This window comes from Pantoea sp. RG18, assembly GCF_025910075.1.
In the GTDB taxonomy this organism is placed as follows: domain Bacteria; phylum Pseudomonadota; class Gammaproteobacteria; order Enterobacterales; family Enterobacteriaceae; genus Pantoea; species Pantoea agglomerans.
In genome coordinates this window covers 182,737-206,854 of the sequence record NZ_JAPCIL010000014.1, presented here as the reverse complement: position 1 = coordinate 206,854, position 24,118 = coordinate 182,737, and the positions used below count along the sequence as shown (strand labels likewise).

Annotated in this window: 24 protein-coding genes; 11 read left to right on the top strand and 13 right to left on the bottom strand. The window is 56.0% G+C overall.

Translation table 11 applies throughout. The features are described 5' to 3' along the window. Positions 1-7 precede the first annotated feature (7 nt). Positions 8-1,372, top strand: coding sequence for a siroheme synthase CysG (cysG, locus tag OK409_RS15875; protein ID WP_264367217.1), 1,365 nt, complete (start codon positions 8-10; stop codon positions 1,370-1,372). Positions 1,373-1,430: 58 nt separating this feature from the next. Here cysG and trpS read toward each other — a convergent pair whose 3' ends face one another. From trpS to aroK, 7 genes are all read right to left on the bottom strand, one after another. Beyond that, entirely contained in the window at positions 1,431-2,432 is a 1,002-nt protein-coding gene (trpS, locus tag OK409_RS15870) for a tryptophan--tRNA ligase (protein ID WP_033758992.1), read from the bottom strand. Between the two features lie 16 nt (positions 2,433-2,448). After that, positions 2,449-3,126 carry a phosphoglycolate phosphatase gene (locus OK409_RS15865; protein ID WP_010253114.1) on the bottom strand — a complete coding sequence of 226 codons (678 nt, stop codon included), beginning with the start codon at positions 3,124-3,126 and terminating at the stop codon, positions 2,449-2,451. Next, a complete protein-coding gene (rpe, locus tag OK409_RS15860) occupies positions 3,110-3,793 on the bottom strand; it encodes a ribulose-phosphate 3-epimerase (RefSeq protein ID WP_010253116.1) in 684 nt (227 codons plus the stop codon). Before rpe ends, OK409_RS15865 begins: the two co-directional genes overlap by 17 nt. Positions 3,794-3,860: 67 nt before the next feature. Beyond that, positions 3,861-4,676 (bottom strand): adenine-specific DNA-methyltransferase, encoded by an 816-nt coding sequence (gene dam / locus OK409_RS15855; RefSeq protein ID WP_010671570.1) that lies wholly within the window; start codon positions 4,674-4,676, stop codon positions 3,861-3,863. Positions 4,677-4,769: 93 nt separating this feature from the next. Next, positions 4,770-5,822, bottom strand: coding sequence for an SPOR domain-containing protein (locus OK409_RS15850; protein WP_022624046.1), 1,053 nt, complete (start codon positions 5,820-5,822; stop codon positions 4,770-4,772). A 72-nt stretch (positions 5,823-5,894) separates the two neighbouring features. Then, complete coding sequence (gene aroB, locus OK409_RS15845; protein ID WP_010253124.1) at positions 5,895-6,983, bottom strand: 3-dehydroquinate synthase; 1,089 nt, start codon at positions 6,981-6,983, stop codon at positions 5,895-5,897. 38 nt (positions 6,984-7,021) lie between these two features. After that, positions 7,022-7,543 (bottom strand): shikimate kinase AroK, encoded by a 522-nt coding sequence (gene aroK / locus OK409_RS15840; RefSeq protein ID WP_003852989.1) that lies wholly within the window; start codon positions 7,541-7,543, stop codon positions 7,022-7,024. Between the two features lie 97 nt (positions 7,544-7,640). Between aroK and OK409_RS15835 the strand changes: the two genes are divergently transcribed. Further along, positions 7,641-7,814: a hypothetical protein gene (locus tag OK409_RS15835; protein ID WP_223265993.1), complete on the top strand. Its 174-nt coding sequence runs from the start codon at positions 7,641-7,643 to the stop codon at positions 7,812-7,814. Positions 7,815-7,905: 91 nt separating this feature from the next. Here OK409_RS15835 and hofQ read toward each other — a convergent pair whose 3' ends face one another. The 5 genes from hofQ to pilM are packed head-to-tail and all read right to left on the bottom strand — an operon-like array spanning position 7,906 to position 11,339. Further along, positions 7,906-9,192 (bottom strand): DNA uptake porin HofQ, encoded by a 1,287-nt coding sequence (gene hofQ, locus OK409_RS15830; protein WP_264367216.1) that lies wholly within the window; start codon positions 9,190-9,192, stop codon positions 7,906-7,908. After that, complete coding sequence (locus OK409_RS15825; RefSeq protein WP_264367215.1) at positions 9,116-9,514, bottom strand: DUF2531 domain-containing protein; 399 nt, start codon at positions 9,512-9,514, stop codon at positions 9,116-9,118. Before OK409_RS15825 ends, hofQ begins: the two co-directional genes overlap by 77 nt. Beyond that, the gene (locus OK409_RS15820) at positions 9,504-9,998 is read right to left on the bottom strand and encodes a hypothetical protein (RefSeq protein WP_256844852.1); all 495 of its coding nucleotides are present in this window, start codon (positions 9,996-9,998) and stop codon (positions 9,504-9,506) included. The genes OK409_RS15825 and OK409_RS15820 overlap by 11 nt, the downstream gene beginning before the upstream one ends. Further along, on the bottom strand, positions 9,991-10,533 hold the full coding sequence (locus tag OK409_RS15815) for a PilN domain-containing protein (protein WP_264367214.1): 543 nt from the start codon (positions 10,531-10,533) through the stop codon (positions 9,991-9,993). Before OK409_RS15815 ends, OK409_RS15820 begins: the two co-directional genes overlap by 8 nt. Then, positions 10,533-11,339, bottom strand: a complete 807-nt coding sequence (gene pilM / locus OK409_RS15810; protein ID WP_264367213.1) for a type IV pilus biogenesis protein PilM — start codon at positions 11,337-11,339, stop codon at positions 10,533-10,535. Before pilM ends, OK409_RS15815 begins: the two co-directional genes overlap by 1 nt. A 116-nt stretch (positions 11,340-11,455) precedes the next feature. Between pilM and mrcA the strand changes: the two genes are divergently transcribed. From mrcA to OK409_RS15790, 4 genes are all read left to right on the top strand, one after another. Continuing rightward, on the top strand, positions 11,456-14,005 hold the full coding sequence (mrcA, locus tag OK409_RS15805) for a peptidoglycan glycosyltransferase/peptidoglycan DD-transpeptidase MrcA (protein WP_179257442.1): 2,550 nt from the start codon (positions 11,456-11,458) through the stop codon (positions 14,003-14,005). 487 nt (positions 14,006-14,492) lie between these two features. Beyond that, the gene (locus tag OK409_RS15800) at positions 14,493-14,903 is read left to right on the top strand and encodes a GNAT family N-acetyltransferase (RefSeq protein ID WP_033780989.1); all 411 of its coding nucleotides are present in this window, start codon (positions 14,493-14,495) and stop codon (positions 14,901-14,903) included. A gap of 24 nt (positions 14,904-14,927) precedes the next feature. Further along, positions 14,928-15,617: a helix-turn-helix transcriptional regulator gene (locus tag OK409_RS15795; protein ID WP_022624038.1), complete on the top strand. Its 690-nt coding sequence runs from the start codon at positions 14,928-14,930 to the stop codon at positions 15,615-15,617. A 20-nt stretch (positions 15,618-15,637) separates the two neighbouring features. Next, positions 15,638-16,936, top strand: coding sequence for a cytosine permease (locus OK409_RS15790; protein ID WP_191939334.1), 1,299 nt, complete (start codon positions 15,638-15,640; stop codon positions 16,934-16,936). A gap of 49 nt (positions 16,937-16,985) precedes the next feature. Here the strand turns inward: OK409_RS15790 and nudE are convergent, their stop codons facing one another. After that, positions 16,986-17,549, bottom strand: coding sequence for an ADP compounds hydrolase NudE (nudE, locus tag OK409_RS15785; protein WP_010253151.1), 564 nt, complete (start codon positions 17,547-17,549; stop codon positions 16,986-16,988). 391 nt (positions 17,550-17,940) lie between these two features. On the opposite strand from nudE, the gene OK409_RS15780 reads away from it, so the two are divergent. The 5 genes from OK409_RS15780 (at position 17,941) to pckA (ending at position 24,103) form a co-directional block, all read left to right on the top strand. Then, positions 17,941-20,076, top strand: a complete 2,136-nt coding sequence (locus tag OK409_RS15780) for an intracellular growth attenuator family protein (protein WP_010253154.1) — start codon at positions 17,941-17,943, stop codon at positions 20,074-20,076. 57 nt (positions 20,077-20,133) lie between these two features. Next, complete coding sequence (gene yrfG / locus OK409_RS15775; RefSeq protein ID WP_264367212.1) at positions 20,134-20,781, top strand: GMP/IMP nucleotidase; 648 nt, start codon at positions 20,134-20,136, stop codon at positions 20,779-20,781. Between the two features lie 13 nt (positions 20,782-20,794). Next, the gene (hslR, locus tag OK409_RS15770) at positions 20,795-21,199 is read left to right on the top strand and encodes a ribosome-associated heat shock protein Hsp15 (protein ID WP_010253159.1); all 405 of its coding nucleotides are present in this window, start codon (positions 20,795-20,797) and stop codon (positions 21,197-21,199) included. Positions 21,200-21,248: 49 nt separating this feature from the next. Then, positions 21,249-22,115, top strand: coding sequence for an Hsp33 family molecular chaperone HslO (hslO, locus tag OK409_RS15765; RefSeq protein ID WP_010671560.1), 867 nt, complete (start codon positions 21,249-21,251; stop codon positions 22,113-22,115). A gap of 368 nt (positions 22,116-22,483) precedes the next feature. Further along, complete coding sequence (gene pckA / locus OK409_RS15760) at positions 22,484-24,103, top strand: phosphoenolpyruvate carboxykinase (ATP) (protein WP_182500888.1); 1,620 nt, start codon at positions 22,484-22,486, stop codon at positions 24,101-24,103. The last annotated feature ends 15 nt before the right edge of the window (positions 24,104-24,118 follow it).

Sequence of the window (24,118 nt, the reverse complement as noted above, 5' to 3'; positions counted from 1 at the left end):
ACGTCTGATGGACTACTTCCCCTTATTCTGCCGCCTGCAGGGCCGACGCTGCCTGCTGGTCGGCGCAGGTGACGTGGCTGAGCGGAAAGCCCGCCTGCTGCTGGAGGCCGGCGCCGAACTACTGGTCGGTGCCCTTGATTTCTCCCCCGCCTTCCGGCAATGGGCGCAGCAGGAAACCATCACGCTGCTGCCAGGGGCGTTTGATCCGCACTGGCTGGCCGGCTGCTGGCTGGTGGTCGCCGCAACCAGCGACGATGCGGTCAATCAGCAGGTGGCTGAAGCCGCCGAAAAACAGCAGATCTTCTGCAATCTGGTGGATGCGCCGCAGCAGGCCAGCGCCATTATGCCGTCGATCATCGATCGTTCCCCGCTGATGGTCGCCGTCTCTTCCGGTGGACGCGCGCCGGTACTGGCGCGCCTGTTGCGGGAGAAGCTGGAGGCGATGCTGCCGCAACACTTTGGCCAGCTGGCTCAGCTGGCAGGCACTCTGCGCGCGCGGGTGAAACAACAATTCAGCTCTGTCAGTGCCCGCCGCCACTTCTGGGAACGCTTCTTTAACAGCGAGCGGCTGGCCCAGACGCTGGCCAACGGCGACAGTGAACGCGCGGAGCAGATTACCGACCAGCTCTTTAACGCTGACCTTCGCCAACAGGGTGAAGTGGCGCTGGTCGGTGCCGGTCCGGGTGATGCCGGATTACTGACTCTGAAAGGCTTACAGCTGATCCAGCAGGCAGATGTCATCGTCTATGACCGGCTGGTTTCCGATGAGATCCTGAATCTGGTGCGCCGCGATGCCGAGCGCATTTTTGTCGGGAAACGCGCCGGACATCACTGCGTGCCGCAGGATGAGATCAACCAGCTGCTCTGCGAACAGGCGCAGCGGGGAAAACGCGTAGTGCGGCTGAAAGGCGGCGATCCCTTTATCTTTGGTCGCGGCGGTGAAGAGCTGGAAGCGCTGGCGCAGCGGCAGATTCCGTTCAGCGTGGTGCCGGGGATCACCGCCGCATCGGGCTGTGCGGCTTACAGCGGTATTCCCCTGACCCACCGCGATCATGCGCAGAGTGTCAGACTGGTTACCGGACATCTGCAGAAAGAGGGCTCGCTCGCCTGGCAGACGCTGGCGGCGGAACAGCAGACGCTGGTCTTTTATATGGGGCTCACGCAGGCCGGAGAGATTCAGCAGCAGTTGATAAAGCACGGTATGCGCAGCGATATGCCGGTGGCGCTGGTGGAAAACGGCACCACTACGCGTCAACGCGTGGTCACCGGGACACTGAGCGAGCTGGAAGCGTTAGCCGGTCAGGTGACCAGTCCCGGCCTGATGATCATCGGCAGCGTGGTAAGTCTGCGTGACAGCCTGCGCTGGTTCTGAGTCCGGCAAATAAAAACGGCGGGCACAATGCCCGCCGTCCTGGTTGTCTGCTCAGCCATTACGGCATCGCGACAAAGCCTACCGCCTCATACACCTTCTTCAGCGTTTCCTGCGCCTGTGCGCGTGCTTTGGCCGCGCCATCACGCATCACCTGCTCCAGCAGTGCTTCATCGTTGCGGAAGCTGTGATAACGCTCCTGCAGCTCAGAGAGCATACCCGACACAGCATCGGCTACTGCGCCCTTCAGGTGACCATACATCTTGCCTTCGAACTCCTGCTCCAGCTCGGCGATGGTTTTACCGGTCACGCCCGACAGAATATCCAGCAGGTTAGAGACGCCCGCTTTCTCTTTGATGTCGTAGCGCACCACTGGCGGCTCTTCAGAATCGGTGACGGCGCGTTTAATCTTCTTCACGACCGCTTTCGGATCTTCCAGCAGGCCGATCACGTTATTGCGGTTATCGTCAGACTTGGACATCTTCTTCGTCGGTTCCAGCAGCGACATCACGCGCGCGCCAGACTTCGGAATCAACGGCTCTGGTACTTTGAAGATATCGCCATAAATCGCATTGAAGCGATGCGCGATATCGCGGCTCAGCTCCAGATGCTGCTTCTGATCTTCACCCACCGGCACCTGATGGGTCTGATAGAGCAGAATGTCAGCCGCCATCAGCACCGGATAGTCGAACAGACCGGCGTTAATGTTCTCTTCGTAACGCGCTGATTTATCCTTGAACTGCGTCATGCGGCTCAGTTCACCGAAGTAGGCATAGCAATTCAGGATCCAGCTCAGCTGCGTGTGCTCTGGCACATGCGACTGAACAAAGATGGTGCTTTTTTGCGGGTCGATACCACAGGCCAGATAGAGCGCCAGCGTGTCCAGCGTCGCTTTACGCAGTGCAACAGGATCCTGACGCACGGTGATCGCGTGCAGATCAACGATGCAATAAATGCAGTGGAAATCATCCTGCATCTGCACCCACTGACGCAGCGCTCCCATATAGTTGCCAATGGTCAGTTCGCCGGACGGCTGTGCGCCGCTGAAAACGATGGGTTTCATACTTATGTCCTGATATTTACAGCCCCAGAGCGGGCAAAAGTTCGTCGAAAGAGTCGAGGGTTAAATCGGGCTGGCTGGTGGCAATCGGCTCGCCATAGTTATAGCCAAAGGTCATGCCGATATTGGGTACGCCCGCCGCCTGTGCCGCCTGGATATCATTGCGTGAGTCGCCGACAAACAGCAACTCATTCGGCAACACACCAAAGGTGCCCAGCACCATAAAAATTGCCGCAGGATGCGGTTTTTTAACCGGCACATCGTCGCCACCGATAATCAGCGAAAACGCATCAGCAATGCCAAGCGACTCCAGCAGCGGTGCCACAAACGGCGTCGGCTTGTTGGTGACTATCGCCATCGGCAGCCCGGCGGCCTTTAAGGCGGCCAGCGTCTGCTTTACCTGTGGAAACAGCGTACTGCCCGCATCCACGGTATCGGCATAATGTCGGTCAAACAGCGCCCGCGCATCACGCTGCTCTTCCGGCTGCGGCTCACGGCCCAGCGCGAAGGTCAGCGCGCGGGCCATCATGATATCCGCGCCGTTGCCAATCCAGGTTGAGACACGCTCAAGGCCCGCCTGCGGCAGACGGAGGTCGTTCAGCGTGCGGTCAATCGCATCGGCCAGGCCGGGTGCGCTATCCACCAGTGTCCCATCGAGATCAAACGCCAGCGCACGAATATCAGTGAAATGAGCCATTGGCCTTCTCCAGTTCGTTGCGCATATCATCGATCACTTTTTTATAGTCAGGGTGACCGAAGATCGCGGAACCGGCGACAAACATGTCGGCACCGGCGGCAGCGATCTGGCCAATATTGTCGATCTTCACGCCGCCATCCACTTCAAGGCGAATGCTGTAACCGCTCTGATCGATACGCCTGCGCGCTTCACGCAGTTTATCCAGTGTACCAGGAATAAATGACTGACCGCCAAAGCCAGGGTTCACTGACATCAGCAGAATGATATCCAGCTTATCCATGACGTAATCGAGGTAGCTCAGCGGGGTCGCCGGGTTAAACACCAGACCCGCTTTGCAGCCATGCTCTTTGATGATTTGCAGGGTGCGGTCAACGTGTTCGCTGGCTTCGGGATGAAAGGTGATGTAGGTGGCACCCGCTTTGGCGAAATCAGGGATTAGCGCATCTACCGGCTTCACCATCAGATGCACATCGATGGGGGCAGTGATGCCATAGTCGCGCAGTGCTTTCAGCACCATCGGACCCATGGTCAGATTAGGCACGTAGTGGTTGTCCATCACGTCGAAGTGAACCACGTCACCTCCGGCCGCCAGCGCTTTGGCTGTGTCTTCGCCCAGGCGAGCAAAGTCCGCCGAAAGGATTGAAGGGGCCAGCAAATATTGTTTCATCCGATTCTCCCACTGTTGTGCGCCAGCACGCAGGCTGGCGTAATGCGTTGGTCGCGGACGAAACAGACTAGCTATAAAGTGCCAGCAGTTCGTCGACCTTGGTGCGACCCGTTATGCTTCGGCTGATAGAACGCCGGGCTTTGACCACATGTAACTCTGCATCCTGATACCATAAACGCGTCAGTGCAGTGTCGTGGTTAGAAATCAATACCGGAATCCGGTCCTCCGACGAAGCCAGCTTTGCCGCTAACGCCGCCAGGTTCTCCTGCTCACGCAGGCTGAAGCTGTTGGTGTGATAAGCCGTGAAATTGGCCGTTGCCGACAGCGGCGCATAAGGCGGATCGCAATAGACTACCGAGCCTTTACCGGCATTGGTCAGGGTAACATCGTACGATTCACAGACAAACGTCGCTTTTTGCGCACGCTCGGCAAACCATAACAGTTCTGCTTCCGGAAAGTAGGGTTTGCGATAGCGGCCAAACGGCACGTTGAACTCGCCACGCAGGTTATAGCGACAGAGGCCGTTGTAACAGTGACGGTTCAGATAGAGGAACAACAGCGCGCGCAGGTAGGCGTCGGTGCTGGTGTTAAATTCGGTGCGACGCTGGTAATAACAGATCTCGTTGTTACTTTCCGGCGTAAACAGCAGCTGCGCGTCACGGATGAAATCCGCCGTGCGCGTTTTAACAATGTTATAGAGATTAATCAGGTCACTGTTGATATCAGCCAGATGGTAGCGATCAAATTCAGTGTTCAGAAACACCGAACCCGCGCCAACAAAGGGTTCTACCAGACAGTCGCCTTGCGGCAGATGGCGATGGATCTCTTCTACTAAGGGAAATTTTCCCCCTGCCCATTTCAGGAAAGCGCGATTTTTTTTCATGCTGTCGTGGTTATTACATCTTATTGTGAGGCTGTGGCTGGACCGACAGCAGATCTGCGCTTAAAACGGGGCCAGAAACTGGCCCCACATCCGCTATTGGCTGGCTTCTTTCTTCACCTGGCTTACTGGTTTAACCCACGGGTTCTTCGCACGCACTTCGGCAGGCAGTGAGGCTACCGCGCGTTTGGCATCAGCCGGTGTGGCATAGGAACCACTCACCAGCACGTACCACGACTGACCGTTACGGGTGGTTTTGTAGACGTGATACCCACTCAGATTCTGCTGCTTAGCCCAGGCATTCAGGCTTTCCGCCTTCGATGCACCGCTCAGCTGCAGGGTATAGCTGCCGCCTGGCAATGATTTGCTGGCTGAACTGCTGCCTGCCGCCGCAGTGGCCGGAGCAGAAGGGGCTGGCGTACGTGCTGGCGTGGTATGTGTTTTGCTGTCACGGGTTGCAGGCTTCGAAGCAGTTTTATGCGATGAATCGTGCGCCGGACGGGCAGAAGCGTTTGATTTGTTTGGCGTCTGACGGCCTGCAGGGGCCGTAACCGGATTCGCAGCCGTTCCGGCATTGCCGCTGACCGTGGCAGGCGCCGTTGGCAGTGAACTGCCACCCTGCGTGCCCATCGCGGCGCTGTCGACCTGCTGCTGCTGATTACTCAGCGCGCTGTTGAGATCGCCCGGCAGCGTGACACGCTGCTGATTCGCTGGCGTCTCAACAGGGGCTGCCTGCGTAGGCGTTGAAGCCACAGGCGGCATTGAGACGTCGCGCTGCGGGTCAGACGCAGCATTACCGCTGGTCGCCGCGTTATTTTCGCTGGTAGCTGGCGTGGTCTGCCCGCCGGTTGGCGTCGTCTGTCCACCTGACATGGAAGAGGAGCCGGCCAGGTCGATATTCTTCTCACTGCCGGAACCGCCGCCAGCGGCAGGCGTGTTGCCCGCAGTCGCAGGTTTTTTCTCATCCGGGCCATTCAGCGCCGAACCAATACCCAGTACCAGTAACAGCAGAACCAGGATCCCGACACCCATCATGATGCGCTGGCGCGAAACCGGTATTTTGGCTGCGGGAGACGACTTACGAGGGCGCGAGGGACGGCGATCGCTGGCGTCAGGTTTTAACTCATCTTCCGGTTTAAACTCATCCATTTTGCCTCCTCCGTAAAGCGGCATTCCGCACTGCGCACCCTGCGCGCCGCGTCACCACTCAACTGCTTAATCTCAGGATTGCTGACAATCATTAATTGCAGCCAGCACCATATCATGTGCCACGCCACCACGCACTTCAGAGCGGCCAATCGACAGCGGGAGTACCAGCCGCAATTCGCCCGCCAGAACTTTCTTATCGCGCATCATGTGCGGCAGATACATCTCCGCACTCATCGCCTCCGGCCCATGTACCGGCAAACCGGCACGCAGGAACAGGGCAATAATGCGGTCCGTCTCCTGCGCCTGGAACTGCCCCAGGCGTTCAGCCGTGCGTGCCGCCATCACCATGCCCGCTGCAATCGCTTCACCGTGCAGCCAGTTGCCATAGCCCATGTGTGCTTCAATCGCATGACCAAAAGTATGGCCCAGATTCAGCAACGCCCGCTGACCGTTTTCACGTTCATCGGCGGCCACGACTTCGGCTTTCAGTTCACAGCAGCGACGAATGCAGTACGCCAGCGCCTGTTCATCCAGCGCCAGCAGGGCATCAAGATTCTGCTCCAGCCACTGGAAAAACGCACCGTCGAGGATGATGCCGTACTTAATCACTTCCGCCAGACCCGACGCCAGTTCGCGCGCGGGCAACGTCTGCAGACAGGCAGTATCAATCACCACCGACGCGGGTTGATAAAACGCGCCGATCATGTTTTTGCCCAGCGGATGGTTAACGGCCGTTTTGCCGCCAACCGAAGAATCGACCTGCGACAGTAAGGTGGTCGGTACCTGAATAAAGCGTACGCCACGCTGATAACTGGCCGCAGCAAAACCGGTAAGATCGCCAATGACGCCGCCGCCTAAGGCGATAAGCGTCGTATCACGACCGTGCGGCTTTTGCAGGAGCGCGGTAAAAACCTGATCCATCACGGCCAGCGTCTTATATTGCTCGCCGTCGGGTAAGATCACCTGATCCACTTTTACACCTGCCGCCGTCAGCAGCGCCGTCAGCTGGTCAAGATAAAGCGGAGCCAGCGTCTGGTTTGTCACCACCATGGCGTTTTCGCCCGCGGTTAGCGGCCAAAAAGAAGCCGGATCGTTAAACAGTCCGGCAGCGATAGTGATGGGGTAACTGCGTTCCCCCAGTGAGACGGTGATCTTCTCCATGATGCCCGATACCTGTTAAGGAGCCTTCGAACGTTGGATCAACTTTTTTCCAACATGTGGATAATCTGATTCGCCACCACTTTCGCACTCTGATCATCTGTGCGAATGGTTACATCGGCGATCTCTTCGTAGAGCGGGTTACGTTCGCCAGCCAGCGCTTCGAGCACTTCACGCGGCGGTGAATCCACCTGCAGCAACGGACGTTTTTTGTCACGTTGGGTGCGCGCCAGTTGCTTCTCGATGGTGGTTTCAAGATAAACCACAACACCGCGGGCGGAGAGACGATTACGCGTTTCCCGGGATTTGACGGAACCACCGCCTGTCGCCAGGACGATGCCTTGCTTCTCGGTCAGTTCGTTAATGATTTTTTCTTCGCGATCGCGAAAGCCAGCTTCGCCTTCGACATCAAAAACCCAGCCCACATCCGCTCCGGTGCGTCGCTCAATTTCCTGATCGGAATCGAAGAACTCCATGTTGAGTTGCTGAGCCAACTGACGGCCAATAGTGCTTTTGCCGGCACCCATCGGCCCAACCAGAAAGATATTGCGTTTCTCTGCCATTTTGTCGGTATTACTAAGAATTCGTTAATGATACCCCGCGTTCAGCATTTGCTGGCGGGACAGGAACTGAGACCTCATGAGCGTTAGCAAGAGTCAGATGAAAAATTATCTCAACACTCAAGGCTGTTTGGCAACCGATTATATTGCCTTCAGCACATCCATTTCTGAATTGGCCTGTGTTCGCGAAACTGTAACGCGCCAGCGCTGCGTCTTTACAACGCTGCGTACAGAGGAGTTTTCTGATCTGTTTGCCGGGATTTACCCAGCATAGACGGTTACACCGTATTGAAAATCGCTAAACCTTGTAAGCTAATTCCTCTCCTGCGTCAACGCAGATGGCCTTAAGGGACGCATTTTCCGTTTTATCCAGCCGTAAGCGCTGCTTCCCTGACCAATCGCGGCGTAATGAAGATCACCAGCTCTCTTTTTTTGCGCTGATCAGATTGCTGGCGAAACAACCCGCCAATCAGCGGCACATTTCCCAGTAGCGGCACCTGATTCTGTCCGCGGGTGCGCTGCTGCTGAAAGATACCGCCTAACGCCAGTGTTTGCCCGTCACTGACCGTGACCTGGGTCTCAATTTCCTGTTTATCGATGGATAATATGTCGCTATCGCCGGTTCTGATGCTGCGACCCGGCATATTCTGACTGATATGGATCTTCAACTGGATGCGGCCATTGCCGGAAATCGTCGGTGTCACCTCCATACCCAGTACCGCTTCTTTAAACTCAATACTGGTGGCACCGCTGTTTCCTGCCGACACTTCATAAGGAATTTCTGTGCCCTGCTTAATCGAAGCGGTCTGCTGATGTGAGGTAAAGAGGCGCGGACTGGCGATGATTTCAATCTGGTTCTCCTGCTCCAGCGCACTTAACTCCAGATCCAGAAGCTGCCCTCCGATGCGCGCCAGCGCCATTCCCACGCTGATGCCGTGTGAACTCACCGCCAGCGGAACATCCAGCCGGGGATGATGCAGGATATCTGTTACGGCGGCGTCCCCCGCCTGCAATCCCCACTTCACGCCCAGCTCCTGCAGATGCTCCTCGCTGATAGTAACGATGTGGGCTGACAGCTCAATCTGTTCCAGTGGCAGATCCAGCGCCCGTATCCAGCGCTCCGTCTCTTTTAAAGCCGCCGCACTATCGCGCAGTAACAATGCGTTGGTGCGTTTGTCGACCGTCACGCTACCGCGTGGTGTCATCAGCGACTGACGCTCACTCAGCAGGCTGGCATACACCTCGCTGGCGCTGGCATAACGCAATATCACAGCGCGCTGTTGCAAAGGAACCTGCTGCAACTGCGACTGCTGCTCAGCCTCACGTGCCTGCTGCTGAGCCTGCTGCCAGCTTTCCGGATAGACCAGCAGGACATTATTCTGTTCAACCAGCGTCAGCTTTGCCATGCGCGCCACCAGGTTGAGCGCCTGATGCCAGGGCAGGTTATCCAGCCGCAGCGATAACAAACCTTCAACCTCTGGCGCAATCATCAGATTGATCTGCTGATAGTCAGCCAGCGCCTGCAAAATACGCTCTACCGGGGCGTTATCAAAAGTCAGGCTGAGAGGCTCCTCATCAGCGGCGTGAACCGGCGGCAGGCAGCTTAGTAGCAGCAGCAGCAGCAGCAGCAGCAGGGTAGCTATCCTTATCATGCGAACGTCCTTTTAAATAAAATGCGGCCTGTTGTGCGTTGCAGCTATTCGGCACCGCTAAGGTGAGGCTGCGGCGGGTCATACCCGCCAGTTGCCAGGGTGCGAATGGAAATGGCTTGCCGGTGCGGGCCGTAATACTCTCTCCCTGCGGGGTCAGCAGCCAGGCATGGAAATGCGCCTCCCGGCCAATGATCCCCTGCAGACGCCAGCCGGTGAGCGGTTCCACTGTCGCCTCACAGACGGAACCGGCTACAGGCCGGAACGGATCGCGCGCCAGCACGCCGCCACAGCACAACAGTAAAATCAGCAGACTATGGCGCATCGTCAGGTTCCAGCCAGAGTTGAGCCACCAGGTACTGCGGCTGCGCCAGCAGCTGGAAATGCACCGGAAACGGTGCGGAGGCCTGGGCCAGCTCGGCAAAAAGCGACTGGAACGCCGGCCACTGCAGATGCAGCGTCAGCATGCGTGAGGGGGCGTCCGGCTGCCACTCTTCCAGCTGGCTACGGCGTGCCGCCAGGATCTCTTCCACTGCACGGCCCGATGCAGATGCTGATCTCGCGATCTGTATCGACTGCAGCTGCGCCTGCAACTGTGCATTATCGGGGTTCTGACGCCACTGGTGCTGGCGCAGCTGCAGAGTGCGGATCAACTGCAACAGCGTATGCTGTTCAGCAATGAGCGCCTGCTGCTGTGGCCGTAACCACAGGATCCAGGAGAGCAGCAGCAGACCGGATAAGAGTGCGGCGAGCAAGCCATAGCGCGCAATAGCGGCCATCTGCCACCAGCGCTCCCACCATTCACTCACTGTTCACCTCCTGCATCTCTGCCCGCAGTGAAAACCGATAATGGCCATCAGCCTGACGCTTAACCCCGCCCTGCTTCACCAGACCAAACAGGGCCACAGTGGTTAATTGCTGGCGGAACTGTCGGACTGCCGCCATATCCTGTGCCCGCCCCTCCAGTGTCAGACGGTTGTCGCGCTTTTCCAGCCGGGTCAGCCAGGCGGTGTCGGGCAGCAACGCGGGTAAATCGAGCCAGAACTGCTGCCAGGCGGCCAGTTGTGCAGCCTGCTGGCGATGCTTCGCCTGCTGTTTTTGCACGACCGCGAGCTGCTCCAGTAACTGTTTCTGTTGCGCTAACTGCTGCCCCAGGCTTTCCAGCGCCTGCTGCTGCGTCCTGCTCGCCTGCGCCACCTGCTGACGCGTCTGCTGGATCTGCCAGGTTTGCTGTATCACCACCAGTAACAGGGCGCCAGTCGCCAGTGACAGCACGACCAGGCTCTGTCGCCGCTGCTGTTGCCGACGGCGCTGCCGCCAGGGCAGCAGATTAACCGCGACCATCACTCATCTCCGTCGCGCAGCGCCAGCCCGGCCGCTAGCGCAAAAGCGCCCGGATTCTCCGGCAAAGGTGGCTGCTTATAACGAAACAGATCAAAAGGGGAAAACGCGCTAACGTTTGCGGGCAACGGCGTCTGCTCTGCGGTACACCAGGCGACAGAACGCGCTCCGGGAAAGGCCTGCCGTTGCAGTGCCTCCAGCGTGGCGGCTTCGCCTGTGTCAGCAGCGGTGTGCGCATCGCTCCAGAGCAAGCGGTTATCCTGCTGCAGAACCAGTACCGCATCGTCCTGCAGCGCTGCCTGCCGGGCTAACCGCTTCAGCGCCTCGGTGGTCAGTTCGAACACCTGCGGTTTTAAACCTGCCTGCAACAGGGGTGCCGCCCACTGGTCGATAATCTCCAGCCGCGCTGCCGTGACGCAGAGCTGACCGCTCTGCGCATCCGGCCGGTAATCCAGCGCCAGCGCAGCGGGCTCCAGCGGAAAGAGACGGCGCGCGGCCGCCTGCACGTAGTGCCCCAGCGCGGGCTCCTTCAGCGACTGCGCAGGCAGGGGAAGCTGGCGCTGCAGCACCAGCTGGGCTGGCAGTCCGACCCGCAGCGAATAACGGCGTGGCAACCGCTGACGCCAGGTCGTTAAGGCCGCCAGTAATTCAGGCGAAGATTGCAGCACGCCGTTTCTTAACGTATCTTGCGGCAGCCGCTGCTGCCACCAGTGGCGTAGCTGCCAGCCATCACGACGAGGCTGGAGGGCCAGGGCGCAAATCTGCCTATTCTGAATATCCAGCCCAATTTGCCAGGTATGAAAAGCCATACGCGCGATCTCCTTATCGTCCGGGAAAATGGACATATCAAAGCGTCTGGCTTGCCTTTATACTACCGCGCGGTTGTTTATAAACTGCTCAAACGACAACAGATGGGAAATTCCAGGTGAAGTTCGTAAAGTATTTATTGATCCTTGCAGTGTGTTGCATCCTGTTGGGAGCTGGCTCGATTTATGGTTTATACAAATACATAGAGCCACAGCTGCCCGACGTAAACACGCTGAAAGATGTGCGTCTGCAAACCCCTATGCAGGTTTACAGCGCCGATGGCGATCTGATCGCCCAGTATGGCGAAATGCGCCGTATTCCTTTGACTCTGCAGCAAGTGCCACCTGTGATGGTGAAAGCGTTTATTGCAACCGAAGATAGCCGTTTTTATGAGCACCATGGTGTTGATCCGGTGGGTATTTTCCGTGCGGCCAGCGTTGCGCTGGTCTCCGGTCACGCCTCGCAGGGTGCCAGTACTATCACTCAGCAACTGGCCCGTAACTTCTTCCTGAGCCCGGAACGCACCCTGATGCGTAAAATAAAGGAAGCGTTCCTGGCGATCCGCATTGAGCAGTTGCTGAACAAAGATGAAATCCTTGAGCTCTACCTGAATAAGATCTACCTCGGCTACCGTGCTTATGGCGTTGGCGCAGCCTCACAGGTCTATTTTGGTAAGCCGGTTGACCAGCTGTCGCTGAGTGAGATGGCGATGATTGCCGGTCTGCCGAAAGCCCCTTCCACCTTTAACCCGCTTTACTCGCCGAGTCGTGCCCTGTCGCGCCGCAACGTGGTGCTGGCGCGTATGCTGGATCAGCATTACATCACGCAGCAGCAGTATGACGAGGCGCGTAATACGCCGCTGGTCGCGAAGTATCACGGCCCGGAAATCGCTTTCTCTGCCCCCTATCTCAGCGAGATGGTGCGTCAGGAGATGGTGAAACGCTACGGTGAGAATGCCTACACCGACGGTTACAAGGTCTACACCACCGTGACCCGTCGCCTGCAGGAAGCCGCGCAGACCTCCGTTCGCAATAACGTCATGGCCTACGATATGCGTCATGGCTATCGCGGCCCGACCAGCGTGCTGTGGAAAGTGGGTGAACCGGCCTGGGATCAGACCAGGATTGAGAAAGCGCTGAAGACGCTGCCGGTTTATGGTCCGCTCAATCCGGCAGTCGTAACGGAAGCGCGCAGCGATGAAGCGACGGTGATGCTGAAAGATGGCAGCAATGTGTCGCTGGCATTAGCCGGTGTGCGCTGGGCGCGTCCTTATAAGTCTGACACCGTGCAGGGCCCGACGCCGAAAAGCGTGACGCAGGTATTGCAGGCAGGCCAGCAGATCTGGGTGCGCAAAGTGGGTGATGAGTGGTGGCTGGGCCAGGTGCCGGATGTGAACTCGGCGCTGGTCTCGCTGGATCCGAATGATGGTGCGGTGCGCGCGCTGGTAGGCGGCTTTGCCTTTAACCAGAGCATGTTTAACCGTGCGACCCAGGCGCTGCGTCAGGTCGGCTCTAACATCAAGCCTTTCCTCTATACCGCCGCAATGGATCGCGGGCTGACGCTCGCCTCAATCCTTAACGATGTGCCGATTTCACGCTGGGATGCGGGTGCGGGTGCTGACTGGCGTCCCAAGAACTCACCGCCAACTTACGATGGTCCGATTCGTCTGCGTCAGGGTTTAGGCCAGTCGAAAAACGTGGTGATGGTGCGTGCGATGCGTGCGATGGGCGTGGATTACGCTGCTGAGTATCTGCAGCGCTTTGGTTTCCCGGCTCAGAACATTGTTCATACCGAATCGCTGGCATTAGGTGCGGCCTCGTTTACCCCGTTACAGGTGGTGCGCGGCTACTCCGTGATGGCGAATGGCGGCTTCCTGGTCGATCCTTACTTCATCACCCGGATTGAGAACGAACAGGGCGGCCTCGTATTTGAAGAGAAACCGAAGATCGCCTGCCCGCAGTGCAATCTGCCGGTGATCTACGGCGAGACCAAAAAAGCGCTGGCCCTGAATGAAGAGAGCGTCGAGAACGTTGCAGCCTCTAATAACAACCAGAATCAGGCCGTTCCTCAGCCTGAACTGGAGCAGGTTCCCGCTCAGGCACAACAGGGTGAGCAGCAATATGCGCCGCACGTGATCAACACCCCGCTCACCTTCCTGATCAAGAGCGCGCTAAACACTAACATCTTTGGCGAACCGGGCTGGATGGGAACAGGCTGGCGTGCCGGGCGTGACCTTAAGCGTAATGATATCGGCGGTAAAACCGGTACCACTAACAGCTCGAAAGATGCCTGGTTCTCGGGTTACGGCCCTGGCGTGGTCACCTCAGTCTGGATCGGCTTTGATGATGCGCGCCGCAATCTGGGCCGCAGCACGCTCTCCGGCGCCATTCCCGATCAGATTTCGGGCTATGAAGGCGGTGCGAAGAGCGCGCAACCGGCATGGGATGAGTACATGAAGAGTGCGCTGGATGGCGTACCGGTGCAGCCGTTAACGCCGCCGGATGGTGTGGTCACGGTGACGATCGATCGCAGCACCGGCAAGCTGGCAAATGGAGGGGGTAACACCCGTCAGGAGTACTTCATCAATGGCACCCAGCCAACCGAATATTCGGTTCATGATGTGGGTACCACCATTATGGATAACGGTGAGAGTCACGAGCTGTTCTGATGTGATATCTGCAATGTGAAATATCTGAGGCTGGTCACCTGAAGTGATCAGCCTTTTTTATTGGCCCGCTTATCCTGATGAAACACGCGATGCTTTTCGTGCATGAGCGACTCAGTCGACTGGGATGGGAAAAAAAGAAAGGTAAAAGCCGGAGAGAGATCATCATCTGTTGCTGAGGAAAATGCCGATCACCCTGAGCGATCGGCATTAAATCAGTCAGATAATATAAAGCAATGTGTATGAATCGATTCAGAAAGTGAACCTAAAAAAGAATATAGTTATTATATCGCTATGATTAGCTTAGTCTTCCCTGGTGCCAGCAAACATAGTTATTGGCATATCAGCTGAACAACGATAACCAGCTTAATATTAATTGCGCCTAATAACAGGAGGGATATTAACTCTTGCGCATCGCTTATCATCATGATAGGAATAGAAAGCCCGACATCCTCTTTTTTGATTTAATCACCTATGGATACTTTTATATATGGAAATTAAAGTGGGTCATACGCAAGACCCCAAAACTGAAGAGTATATTATTCAGCGACTCTGGCAGCATAATGGACGCTTTGCTGACATCAATATGAAAACGCTGAATGTTATCCTGTATGACGACCAGAAAAATATCCAGGGTGGCCTGTTAGCCCATACCTGGTGTGGCACGCTGGATATTCATTATTTATGGATAGAGGATGCCTGGCGCCTGCATGGCACAGGACGTCAGCTGATGCAGGCAGCGGAAGAAGAAGCGCGCAATCGAGGCTGCCATATGTCCATCGTTGATACGTTAAGTTTCCAGGCTCGTGGTTTTTACGAAAAGCTGGGTTATCGCGTCTATGGCGAACAGGATGGATATGCGCAGCGCTACGCACGTTATTATCTGGCAAAAAGATTATAATCTGAATGCTTTCAGCGAGGCGCCATGGACAGCCCATACCGTAGTATTGATGATTTCATTTCTGCATTCGCCACCACCATGGATTTATTACCGACACCCTGGGGTTTTAAGAATGCCGCATCGCAGCATCTTTATATGAATGAAGCTGCAAAAATGTATACTGCTACGCCTAAAAGTTATTTATTTGAGGGAAAAAGAGACAGTGAGTTCCCCACGCGCTGGAGTGATTGCGCCGATGAATTCTGCGAGCATGATCAACAGGTAAAATTGAATAACAGTAGCGTGGCCGTGATTGAAACCCACTACTGGTATGGCAACAATTATCTCACTCCTTTTATCAGCGAGAAATACCCTGTTTTCGACAACCGAAATCAGTGGCTGGGCTGCATCTGGAATGCACGTCCGGTGGATAACCTTACGGCAATGAGCTTTATCGATCCCAAAAAATCTTCTGTACTGACGACGCGTCTTGAGCACCCCCTTTTTACCCCCGCCGAGCTGGATGTCATTTTCCTGTTGCTACGGCGATTCAGCGCGAAAGAGATTGCCCGCATCTACAACCTCAGCGTAAAAACTATCGGTAACCGCATCACCACGCTTTATCAAAAAGCGGGGGTGCATTCGCTACAACAATTTGAGAGCTACTGTCGTGCGGAGTCACTGGAGAATTATCTGCCAGAGAGGTTTCTCAGCACAGGCGTTATTTATATATAAACCGGTAAGGAAACCATATTTTGAGTAAATTTGATGATTATCCACTGAGCCCTGTACCTGCAAATAAAAGGCTCTCACTGCTTAGCGTCGCTATTGTGCATATGGGCATGCTGACTGCGCTGGATCAGTTTATGCTTGGCGCGGTTCTGGGCAACAGTATGACGCCGGGCGAGGCGTTTACCGCAATCACTCTGGCCAGCCTGCTATTTGGCGTGCTGACCTTCGCGCTCGGCTATGCAGGGATGCGCGAGGGATTGCCGGGCAGTCTGCTGGCTCGCTGGTGTGGTTTTGGTCGCCACGGCTCAGTGTTCATTGGTCTGCTGGTCGCGGTCAGCCTGCTGGGCTGGTTCGGCATTCAGAATGCCGTTTTCGCCCGATCGCTGAGCTATGCCCTTAACGGCAAAATCAGCTTTGCAGAGTCGGCAGCGCTTTCAGGAGCCGTGTTGACTTTACTGGTTACCTTTGGCTTTAAGGCGCTGCGCTTTACCGCACGCATTGCGGTTCCGCTCTTCATCGTGCTGGTCGGCTGGATTTTCTGGCACGCTTTCCACGGCCAGTCTGGCCAGATGACGCCGCCGGTTATTGCGAGCGAAACCATTACCGTGAGCGCCGCCATTACCATGGTAATTGGCGGTGCAATCCTGGCCAGTCTGATGACTCCCGACCTGACGCGTTTCTCACGTAACGGTAAAGATGTCTTCGCCATTACGCTGCTGACCATTCTGGCGGGAGAATATGGGATTAATGGGCTGGCGATTCTGATTGCCAGAGAATTGCAGACCTCAGACATCATCGCGATTATTACTCAAACTACCAGCTCACTGGGTTTGCTGGTTGTAGTATTTTCTACCCTGCGCATTAACGACCTGAATCTCTATTCGTCAACGCTGGGCATCGCCAATGCGATTGAAGGCTTAACCGGCTATAAACCGCGTTATCCTGTGATTACGCTGCTGCTCGGCATGCTTGGCACACTCTGTTCAATTCTTGGGATTCTTGATCGTTTTGTCGATTTTCTGGAACTTCTGGGGGTCATCTTCCCGCCAGTACTGGGCGTGATGATCATTGATTACTATGTGCTTAAAACTGACCGCCAGACGCTGGCGCTGAGCCGCAACAGCAATTCCTTACCGGCAACGTCTCAGCTTATCGGCTGGCCCGCACTGATTGCCAGCGCAGCGGGCGCAGCCACCGGGCTGTTGGTTGAGCGCGGCGTACCGGTGCTTAATTCGATTCTCGTGGCATGCGTGGTTTATCTGTTGACCGCCCCGCTGTTGAAGCCCGCATCAGCCATACAGGAAAATGCAAGAGCAGAATAAAATCGAAACGCGCCTGCTGACAGGCGCGTTTCCTTACTTATGCGCTCGCTCAGTAACTCAGCCGCCCCTGCTTCACCAGCCATTCGCGCGCCATAAACAGCGCACTGACATTACGTGCCTCGCGGAAATCGGGCTCATCCAGCAGCGACATCATATCGCTCAGCGGCCAGCGGTGGACAATCAGCGGCTCCGGCTCATCGCCTTCCAGCTTTTCAGCGTAGAGACCTTCCGCCACCACAATGTTCATTTTGCTGGAAAAGTAGGAGGGCGCCATGGTGAGTTTGCCCAGCGTTGTCAGCTGATCGGCACCAAAACCGACCTCTTCTTTCAGTTCGCGAACTGCCGCTTCATTCACGGTTTCACCTGAATCGATCAGCCCCTTGGGGAAACCAAGCTCATAGGTTTCCAGTCCGACGGCATACTCCTGAATCAGGATCAGATGGTCATCAATAATCGGCACAATCATCACCGCTTCACGCTCTGAGGGCTTCATCCGCTCATAAACGCGATGCGCACCATTGCTGAAAGTCAGATCGACCGATTCAATGGTGAATAACCGTGAACGTGCCACGGCGGTGATATTGAGGATGTCAGGTTTTTTTGGAATTTTCATATCAGCCTCAAATTATTTTGCGCCGGCTATCTGGAGCGAATTAGCATACCTAACCACAGGCAATTGTGCGACAGTCAGACAATCACGTTATCGTTACACAGATTACATCGATTGAATAACAGCCTTTGGTTATCAGTTAAGACTAAATTTGCATTAGTCAATATGCTGCGATAAGTTTCAGATAATACCGATATTTAATCCAGTCAGAGCCGGTTACCATTCGGACAAGGCAGGGTTTAACAAATGCTAATCAGATATACGCTGGCACTATTTCATCGGGTGTCTGACTCCTCAGGGTTATATAATCTTCCGGAATGCCTCTTTTATAGTGAGCATAACCGAAAGCGAAAGTTTAAAGTGAAGGCAGCATTTTGGCTGAATTGAGCAGAGCATGAGCACAATCTTGATGATCCTGGCCATAGTGCTGACCTGTTCAATCCTGGCAGGCATTGGGTTCTGGTACGCTATGCGGCATCGTCCGCCGTTGGCGAAACCTCTGCCATTTATCAGTCCGCCCTGCCGTAAACTCTCTGCTCAGGAGCGTGAGGCGGTTGATAAGTATGTCGCCGCGCTGGAAAAGCAGCCCCGTACCACGGTGACGACCGATAAGCGCAGCGCGTCCGAACGACTGACGCTGACGGCACAAAGCAACAATGTCTACCCCGTTACCCGTGCGATTACCCGCTACGGACTCTCCACGGACGATCCCCATAAATGGCGCTACTACCTTGATGAAGTTGAAGTTCATCTGCCGCCGCTGTGGGAGCAGTACATCGCCGACGAAAACTACGTTGAGTTAATCCGCACCCAATCTATTCCGCTGGTGATCTCGCTGAACGGCCACTCGCTGGTGGATTACGCCGTGGATCAGCAATCGCTGCCGACGCTGATGCGTCCGGTGTCGACCAACGCCTCTATCCGCAAAGCGGAAACGGAAAACGTCGAACTGCTGCAGGTGCGCAAAGAGACGCCGGAAGAGTATCGTCTGTCGCGACCAGATGGCACGCGTGAAGCGGTGCTCATCTCTCTTGCCTTCTTACTCTTCTTCTTCAGCCTGTTAGTCCCCGCAACGCTGATGATCTGGCTGGTGCTGACGGGTGCAGTCATGATTGCCGCCAGCCTGTGGCTGCTCTACCGCATTCCGGGTGAGCGCGGCCTGCGTGACATACACTGCCTGCGCGGCGCGCCAAAGCGCTGGGGCCTGTTCAGCGAATCGAACCAGGAGCAGAGCAATATCACACTGGGGATTATTGACCTCGCCTATCCACCACACTGGCAGCCTTATGTCGCGCACGATCTCGGACAGGTGACGGATGTGGAGATCTACCTTAACCGTCAGGTGGTGCGTCAGGGTCGCTTCCTGTCGCTGCAGGATGAAGTCAAAAACTTCCCTATTCAGCGCTGGCGGAAAAACGTGGTGCTGGCCTGTGGTTCACTGATGGTGCTGACCATGCTGGTCACCTGGATCCCGCTCGGCATGCCGATCAAGCTCAGTCTGGCCTGGGCCAGGGGCACCGACAGCCTGGAGGTCAGCAGCGTCGATAAACTCAGCAGCGTGCCCCTGAATATTGGCGACAACCTCAAAGTGAGCGGTACCGGCATGTGTTCGGTGCCGGACAACTATCAGAGCAACCGAAGTTACGCCTTCATGCCGTTCGACTGCTCGGCGGTCTACTGGAATAACGCCACGCCGTTGCCGCAGCCACAATCGGACATTATTGATAAAGCCGCTGCTCTGCTGGAGACCACCACAAAGCAGCTGCATCCGGAAACCAATACCGATCCTAAACTGAATCCGCAGCTGGCCTCCGCGATTCAGAAGTCCGGCATGATCCTGCTGGATGACTTCTCCGATCTGGTGATGAAAACGCAGGATCTCTGTAATCAGCCACAGGATTGTATGCGCCTGAAAAATGCGCTGGTGAACCTGGGCAATGCTAAAGACTGGGAAGCGCTGATGCGTCGCGCAGATTCCGGCCAGCTAAACGGCATGAATGTGCTGCTGCGGCCAGTCAGTGCTGAAGCCCTGGAAAACCTGGTCAATACCGCCACCTCGACCTTCTTTTTCCGCGAAACCCGTCGTGCAGCGGAAAATCTTAACAGCCCGCCGCCAGGGGGTTTTCTGATCGTCAGCGACGAGGGCCGCCAGCTGGTGAATCAGCCTCAGCCAACCGTGTCGCTGTTTGATCTTGATCCGCCCTCTCAGTGGCGCGAACTGCAACGTATCTCCGCCATGCTGCTGCATACGCCTTTCAGCGCCAGCGGCATCATCACCAGCATTTCAACGGATGCCAACGGCACGCGTCATATCGTGCTGCATAATGAACCGGATGCCATGGCGCAGTGGCGCTATCTCGGCACCGTATTGCTGCTGCTGGTGCTGTTAACCTGCGGTGTGATCAATGGGTTACTGGCGCTGCGCCGTATGCACCTTAATCGCCAGCGCATGATCGATATCCAGCACTATTACGACAAGTGCTTCAATCATAACCTCGGCACTTTGCAGAGCGTGCGCCCGATATTCTGAGCCCTGCCCTTCTGTGCTACCCTGTCGCCCGGTTTTTTTACAGGGTGAAACATCCGCATGCTCAACTGGTCTGAGATTGATACCGTGCTGCTCGACATGGATGGCACGCTGCTGGATTTGGCGTTTGATCGCCACTTCTGGCTGGAGCATGTGCCTGAACAACTCAGTCAGCAACGCGGCATCACCCGGGCGGAAGCCGAAGCGATCATCGCGGAAAAGTATCAGGCCGTCGCCCATACGCTAAACTGGTATTGTCTGGATTACTGGGCAGAAGCGCTGGCGCTGGACATCCGTGCCATGACCTGGGCGATGCGCAGCCGCATTGCGCTGCGTGACGATACGCTGCCTTTTTTGCAGGCTCTGCGCCGCGCGGGCAAGTCCACTATCCTGCTGACCAACGCGCATCCTTACAATCTGGACGTCAAACTGGCGCAGACAGGTTTAGCGCTGCACCTTGATTTATTACTTTCCACCCATACCTTTGGGTATCCGAAAGAAGACCAACGTTTATGGCAGGCGGTACAACAGCACACCGGCTTTTCTGCGCCGAGCACGCTGTTTATCGATGATAGCGAAGTGATTCTGGATGCTGCGGCGTCATGGGGCATCGGCGAGTGCTTAGGCGTAAAGAACCCCGATTCGGGTCGTCCTGAGCAAATCTTTCAGCGTCATCGCGCCACCGGCGACTACCGGACGCTGATCTGAGTCAGGAGCAGCAATGAAGAAAGAGAAAAGCAGCGAAGAGGTACGCCTCGACAAATGGCTGTGGGCCGCGCGCTTTTACAAAACCCGGGCGATTGCGCGGGAGATGATTGAAGGCGGCAAAGTGCATTACAACGGCCAGCGCAGCAAACCCGGCAAGGTGGTAGAGCTGAATGCGGAACTGACACTGCGTCAGGGCAACGATGAACGCACCGTAGTGGTGGCGGACATCAGCGCTCAGCGCCGTCCCGCCAGCGAGGCCCAGCAGCTCTATCGCGAAACCGATGCCAGCATTGAAAAACGCGAAAAAATGGCGCAGGCGCGCAAAATGAATGCGCTGACTATGCCCCATCCCGATCGGCGACCTGACAAAAAAGAGCGTCGCGATTTGATGAAGTTTAAATTATCGGGCGATGAATAACGCCGTCTTAGCTGACGCGCCATCGCCCCGTACCAGTGAGAGAAAAAATATGTCAGCCCAGGATCAACTGCACCGTTATCTGTTTGAAAATGCCGCCGTGCGCGGCGAGCTGGTGAACGTCTCTGACACCTGGCGTGAAACCGTAAAGAACCATGATTATCCGGCACCGGTTAAAACGCTGCTGGGTGAGATGCTGGTCGCCACCAGCCTGCTGACTGCCACGCTGAAGTTTGATGGCGAAATCACCGTGCAATTGCAGGGTGACGGTCCGCTGTCGCTGGCGGTGATCAACGGTAACAACAACCAGGAACTGCGCGGCGTAGCGCGCATCAAAGGCGACATCCCGGACGACAGTACCCTGAAAAGCATGGTGGGCAATGGCTATCTGGTAATCACTATTTCCCCTGAAAAGGGCGAACGTTATCAGGGTGTGGTGGGACTGGAAGGTGAAACACTGGCGGAGTGCCTGGAAGATTACTTCATGCGCTCAGAGCAGCTGCCAACGCGGCTGTTTATCCGCACCAGCGACAAAGGCGCCGCGGGTATTCTGCTGCAGGTGATGCCGGCGCAGGATACGGAGAAAGAGGTTTTCGACCATCTGGCAACGCTGACCGAAACCATTAAAACGGAAGAGCTGATCGATCTGCCTGCGAATGAAGCGCTGTGGCGTCTCTACCATCAGGAAGAGGTCACCCTCTACGATCCGCAGCCAGTGATCTACAAATGCACCTGCTCGCGTGAGCGCTGTGGCGAAGTACTGACCACGCTGCCGCAGGAAGAGGTAGATGAGATCATCGCGGAAGATGGCAAAATCGACATGCACTGCGACTATTGCGGCTCAAACTATGTGTTTGACGCCGTCGATATCGCCGGTATTCGCAGCCACTCCCTTGAGAATAATAACCAGCTTCACTGATTTATCGGGCGGCTTCTGCCGCCCCTTCCCCGCCGCCCATGCCTATCCCCATAATTTTTCAGACAAATTATCTTTTTTTACTTTCATAACATCTTTTAAACGTTCGAAACATAGCCTTAACGCGCCCTGAGTCGCATTTTTAGATCACTGCCCTTTTTCCCTTAACGCAGAAGAGTAAACTGCGCGCGATCGTGCAAACGCCCGGAAGTCAGAGGCAGATGCCCTGAATTGCCCGGTGATCTTTGCAGGCTGTCGTGACGAAGCGCAGTCGACTGTCAGTGATTTGCCGCACCCGATACAACAGCCGGTGGCACGATCCCAACCTATCTCTGCTTTGCAGAACAGACACCGATTTAAGGAGCAGTAAAATGCGCGTTAACGGCCTGACCTCGCAAGACCTTGCCGCTTTGGGCATCGTGGATACCACGGAAGTGGTTTACAACCCTGATTACGACACGCTTTTTCAGGAAGAGACGCGCCCGGACCTCGAAGGTTTTGCTCGTGGCACCCTGACGCAGAGCGGCGCGATTGCAGTAGACACCGGGATTTTCACCGGGCGATCGCCAAAGGATAAGTACATTGTGCGTGACGACACCACGCGCGATACCCTGTGGTGGAACGACCAGGGCACCGGCAAAAACGACAATCAGCCCCTGTCGCAGGAGACCTGGAACGTGCTGAAAAGCTGCGTCACCCGCCAGCTTTCCGGCAAGCGCCTGTTTGTGGTGGATGCGTTCTGTGGTGCCAATGCCGATTCCCGTCTGAGCGTACGTTTTGTCACCGAAGTGGCCTGGCAGGCACACTTCGTGAAAAACATGTTCATCCAGCCTGACGACGCTGAACTGGCCGAATTCACTCCCGACTTTGTGGTGATGAACGGCGCCAAATGCACCAATCCAGACTGGCAGGCGCAGGGTCTTCACTCTGAAAACTTTGTCGCCTTCAATCTGACTGAACGCATGCAGCTGATTGGCGGAACCTGGTACGGCGGCGAGATGAAGAAAGGTCTGTTCGCCATCATGAACTATCTGCTGCCGCTGAAAGGCATCGCCTCGATGCACTGTTCAGCAAACGTGGGTAAAGCGGGCGATGTGGCAGTCTTCTTTGGCCTCTCGGGCACCGGCAAAACCACACTCTCTACCGATCCTGACCGCCAGCTGATCGGCGATGATGAGCATGGCTGGGATGATGATGGCGTGTTTAACTTCGAGGGCGGCTGCTACGCCAAAACCATCAACCTCTCTGAGCAGGCTGAGCCGGAGATCTACCGCGCCATTCGCCGCAATGCGCTGCTGGAAAATGTGGTGGTTCGCGAAGATGGCAGCGTCGATTACGACGACGGCAGCAAAACCGAAAACACCCGCGTCTCCTATCCGATCAATCACATCGACAATATCGTGCAGCCGGTCTCAAAAGCGGGCCACGCGAAGAAAGTGATTTTCCTGACCGCCGATGCGTTTGGCGTGCTGCCACCGGTTTCACGTCTGACGCCGGAGCAGACGCAGTATCATTTCCTGTCAGGTTTCACCGCCAAACTGGCGGGGACCGAGCGTGGCGTCACTGAGCCGACCCCCACCTTCTCCGCCTGTTTCGGCGCGGCGTTCCTGATGCTGCATCCGACGCAGTATGCGGAAGTGCTGGTGAAACGGATGGAGGCGTCCGGTGCGCAGGCTTATCTGGTCAATACCGGCTGGAACGGCAGCGGCAAACGCATCTCACTGAAGAATACCCGCGCCATTATCAATGCCATTCTGGCGGGTGAGCTGGATGATGCGCCGATGGAAACGCTGCCGATCTTTAATCTGCAGATGCCGGTTACGCTGGGCGAACTGGATAGTGATACGCTCGATCCGCGTCGTAGCTGGGAGAGTGAGGAGAAGTGGACCGCCGCCGCCGAAGGTCTGGCGCAGCGCTTTATTGATAACTTCGACAAGTACACGGATAACGCCGCAGGTGCTGCGCTGGTGAAAGCTGGCCCGCAACGCTAAAAGAAGCGGCGCGGC

What these genes read in the sequence shown, in the direction of transcription:
- OK409_RS15835 (WP_223265993.1), top strand. Translation starts at nt 7,641, where the DNA reads ATGAAAAATTATCTCAACACTCAAGGCTGTTTGGCAACCGATTATATT.
- cysG (WP_264367217.1), top strand. Translation starts at nt 8, where the DNA reads ATGGACTACTTCCCCTTATTCTGCCGCCTGCAGGGCCGACGCTGCCTG.
- aroB (WP_010253124.1), bottom strand. Translation starts at nt 6,983, where the DNA reads ATGGAGAAGATCACCGTCTCACTGGGGGAACGCAGTTACCCCATCACT.
- nudE (WP_010253151.1), bottom strand. Translation starts at nt 17,549, where the DNA reads ATGAAAATTCCAAAAAAACCTGACATCCTCAATATCACCGCCGTGGCA.
- dam (WP_010671570.1), bottom strand. Translation starts at nt 4,676, where the DNA reads ATGAAAAAAAATCGCGCTTTCCTGAAATGGGCAGGGGGAAAATTTCCC.
- OK409_RS15865 (WP_010253114.1), bottom strand. Translation starts at nt 3,126, where the DNA reads ATGGCTCATTTCACTGATATTCGTGCGCTGGCGTTTGATCTCGATGGG.
- trpS (WP_033758992.1), bottom strand. Translation starts at nt 2,432, where the DNA reads ATGAAACCCATCGTTTTCAGCGGCGCACAGCCGTCCGGCGAACTGACC.
- yrfG (WP_264367212.1), top strand. Translation starts at nt 20,134, where the DNA reads ATGCTCAACTGGTCTGAGATTGATACCGTGCTGCTCGACATGGATGGC.
- OK409_RS15795 (WP_022624038.1), top strand. Translation starts at nt 14,928, where the DNA reads ATGGACAGCCCATACCGTAGTATTGATGATTTCATTTCTGCATTCGCC.
- OK409_RS15780 (WP_010253154.1), top strand. Translation starts at nt 17,941, where the DNA reads ATGAGCACAATCTTGATGATCCTGGCCATAGTGCTGACCTGTTCAATC.
- pilM (WP_264367213.1), bottom strand. Translation starts at nt 11,339, where the DNA reads ATGGCTTTTCATACCTGGCAAATTGGGCTGGATATTCAGAATAGGCAG.
- OK409_RS15800 (WP_033780989.1), top strand. Translation starts at nt 14,493, where the DNA reads ATGGAAATTAAAGTGGGTCATACGCAAGACCCCAAAACTGAAGAGTAT.
- pckA (WP_182500888.1), top strand. Translation starts at nt 22,484, where the DNA reads ATGCGCGTTAACGGCCTGACCTCGCAAGACCTTGCCGCTTTGGGCATC.
- OK409_RS15850 (WP_022624046.1), bottom strand. Translation starts at nt 5,822, where the DNA reads ATGGATGAGTTTAAACCGGAAGATGAGTTAAAACCTGACGCCAGCGAT.
- rpe (WP_010253116.1), bottom strand. Translation starts at nt 3,793, where the DNA reads ATGAAACAATATTTGCTGGCCCCTTCAATCCTTTCGGCGGACTTTGCT.
- OK409_RS15815 (WP_264367214.1), bottom strand. Translation starts at nt 10,533, where the DNA reads ATGGTCGCGGTTAATCTGCTGCCCTGGCGGCAGCGCCGTCGGCAACAG.
- hofQ (WP_264367216.1), bottom strand. Translation starts at nt 9,192, where the DNA reads ATGATAAGGATAGCTACCCTGCTGCTGCTGCTGCTGCTGCTGCTACTA.
- aroK (WP_003852989.1), bottom strand. Translation starts at nt 7,543, where the DNA reads ATGGCAGAGAAACGCAATATCTTTCTGGTTGGGCCGATGGGTGCCGGC.
- hslO (WP_010671560.1), top strand. Translation starts at nt 21,249, where the DNA reads ATGTCAGCCCAGGATCAACTGCACCGTTATCTGTTTGAAAATGCCGCC.
- OK409_RS15825 (WP_264367215.1), bottom strand. Translation starts at nt 9,514, where the DNA reads ATGCGCCATAGTCTGCTGATTTTACTGTTGTGCTGTGGCGGCGTGCTG.
- hslR (WP_010253159.1), top strand. Translation starts at nt 20,795, where the DNA reads ATGAAGAAAGAGAAAAGCAGCGAAGAGGTACGCCTCGACAAATGGCTG.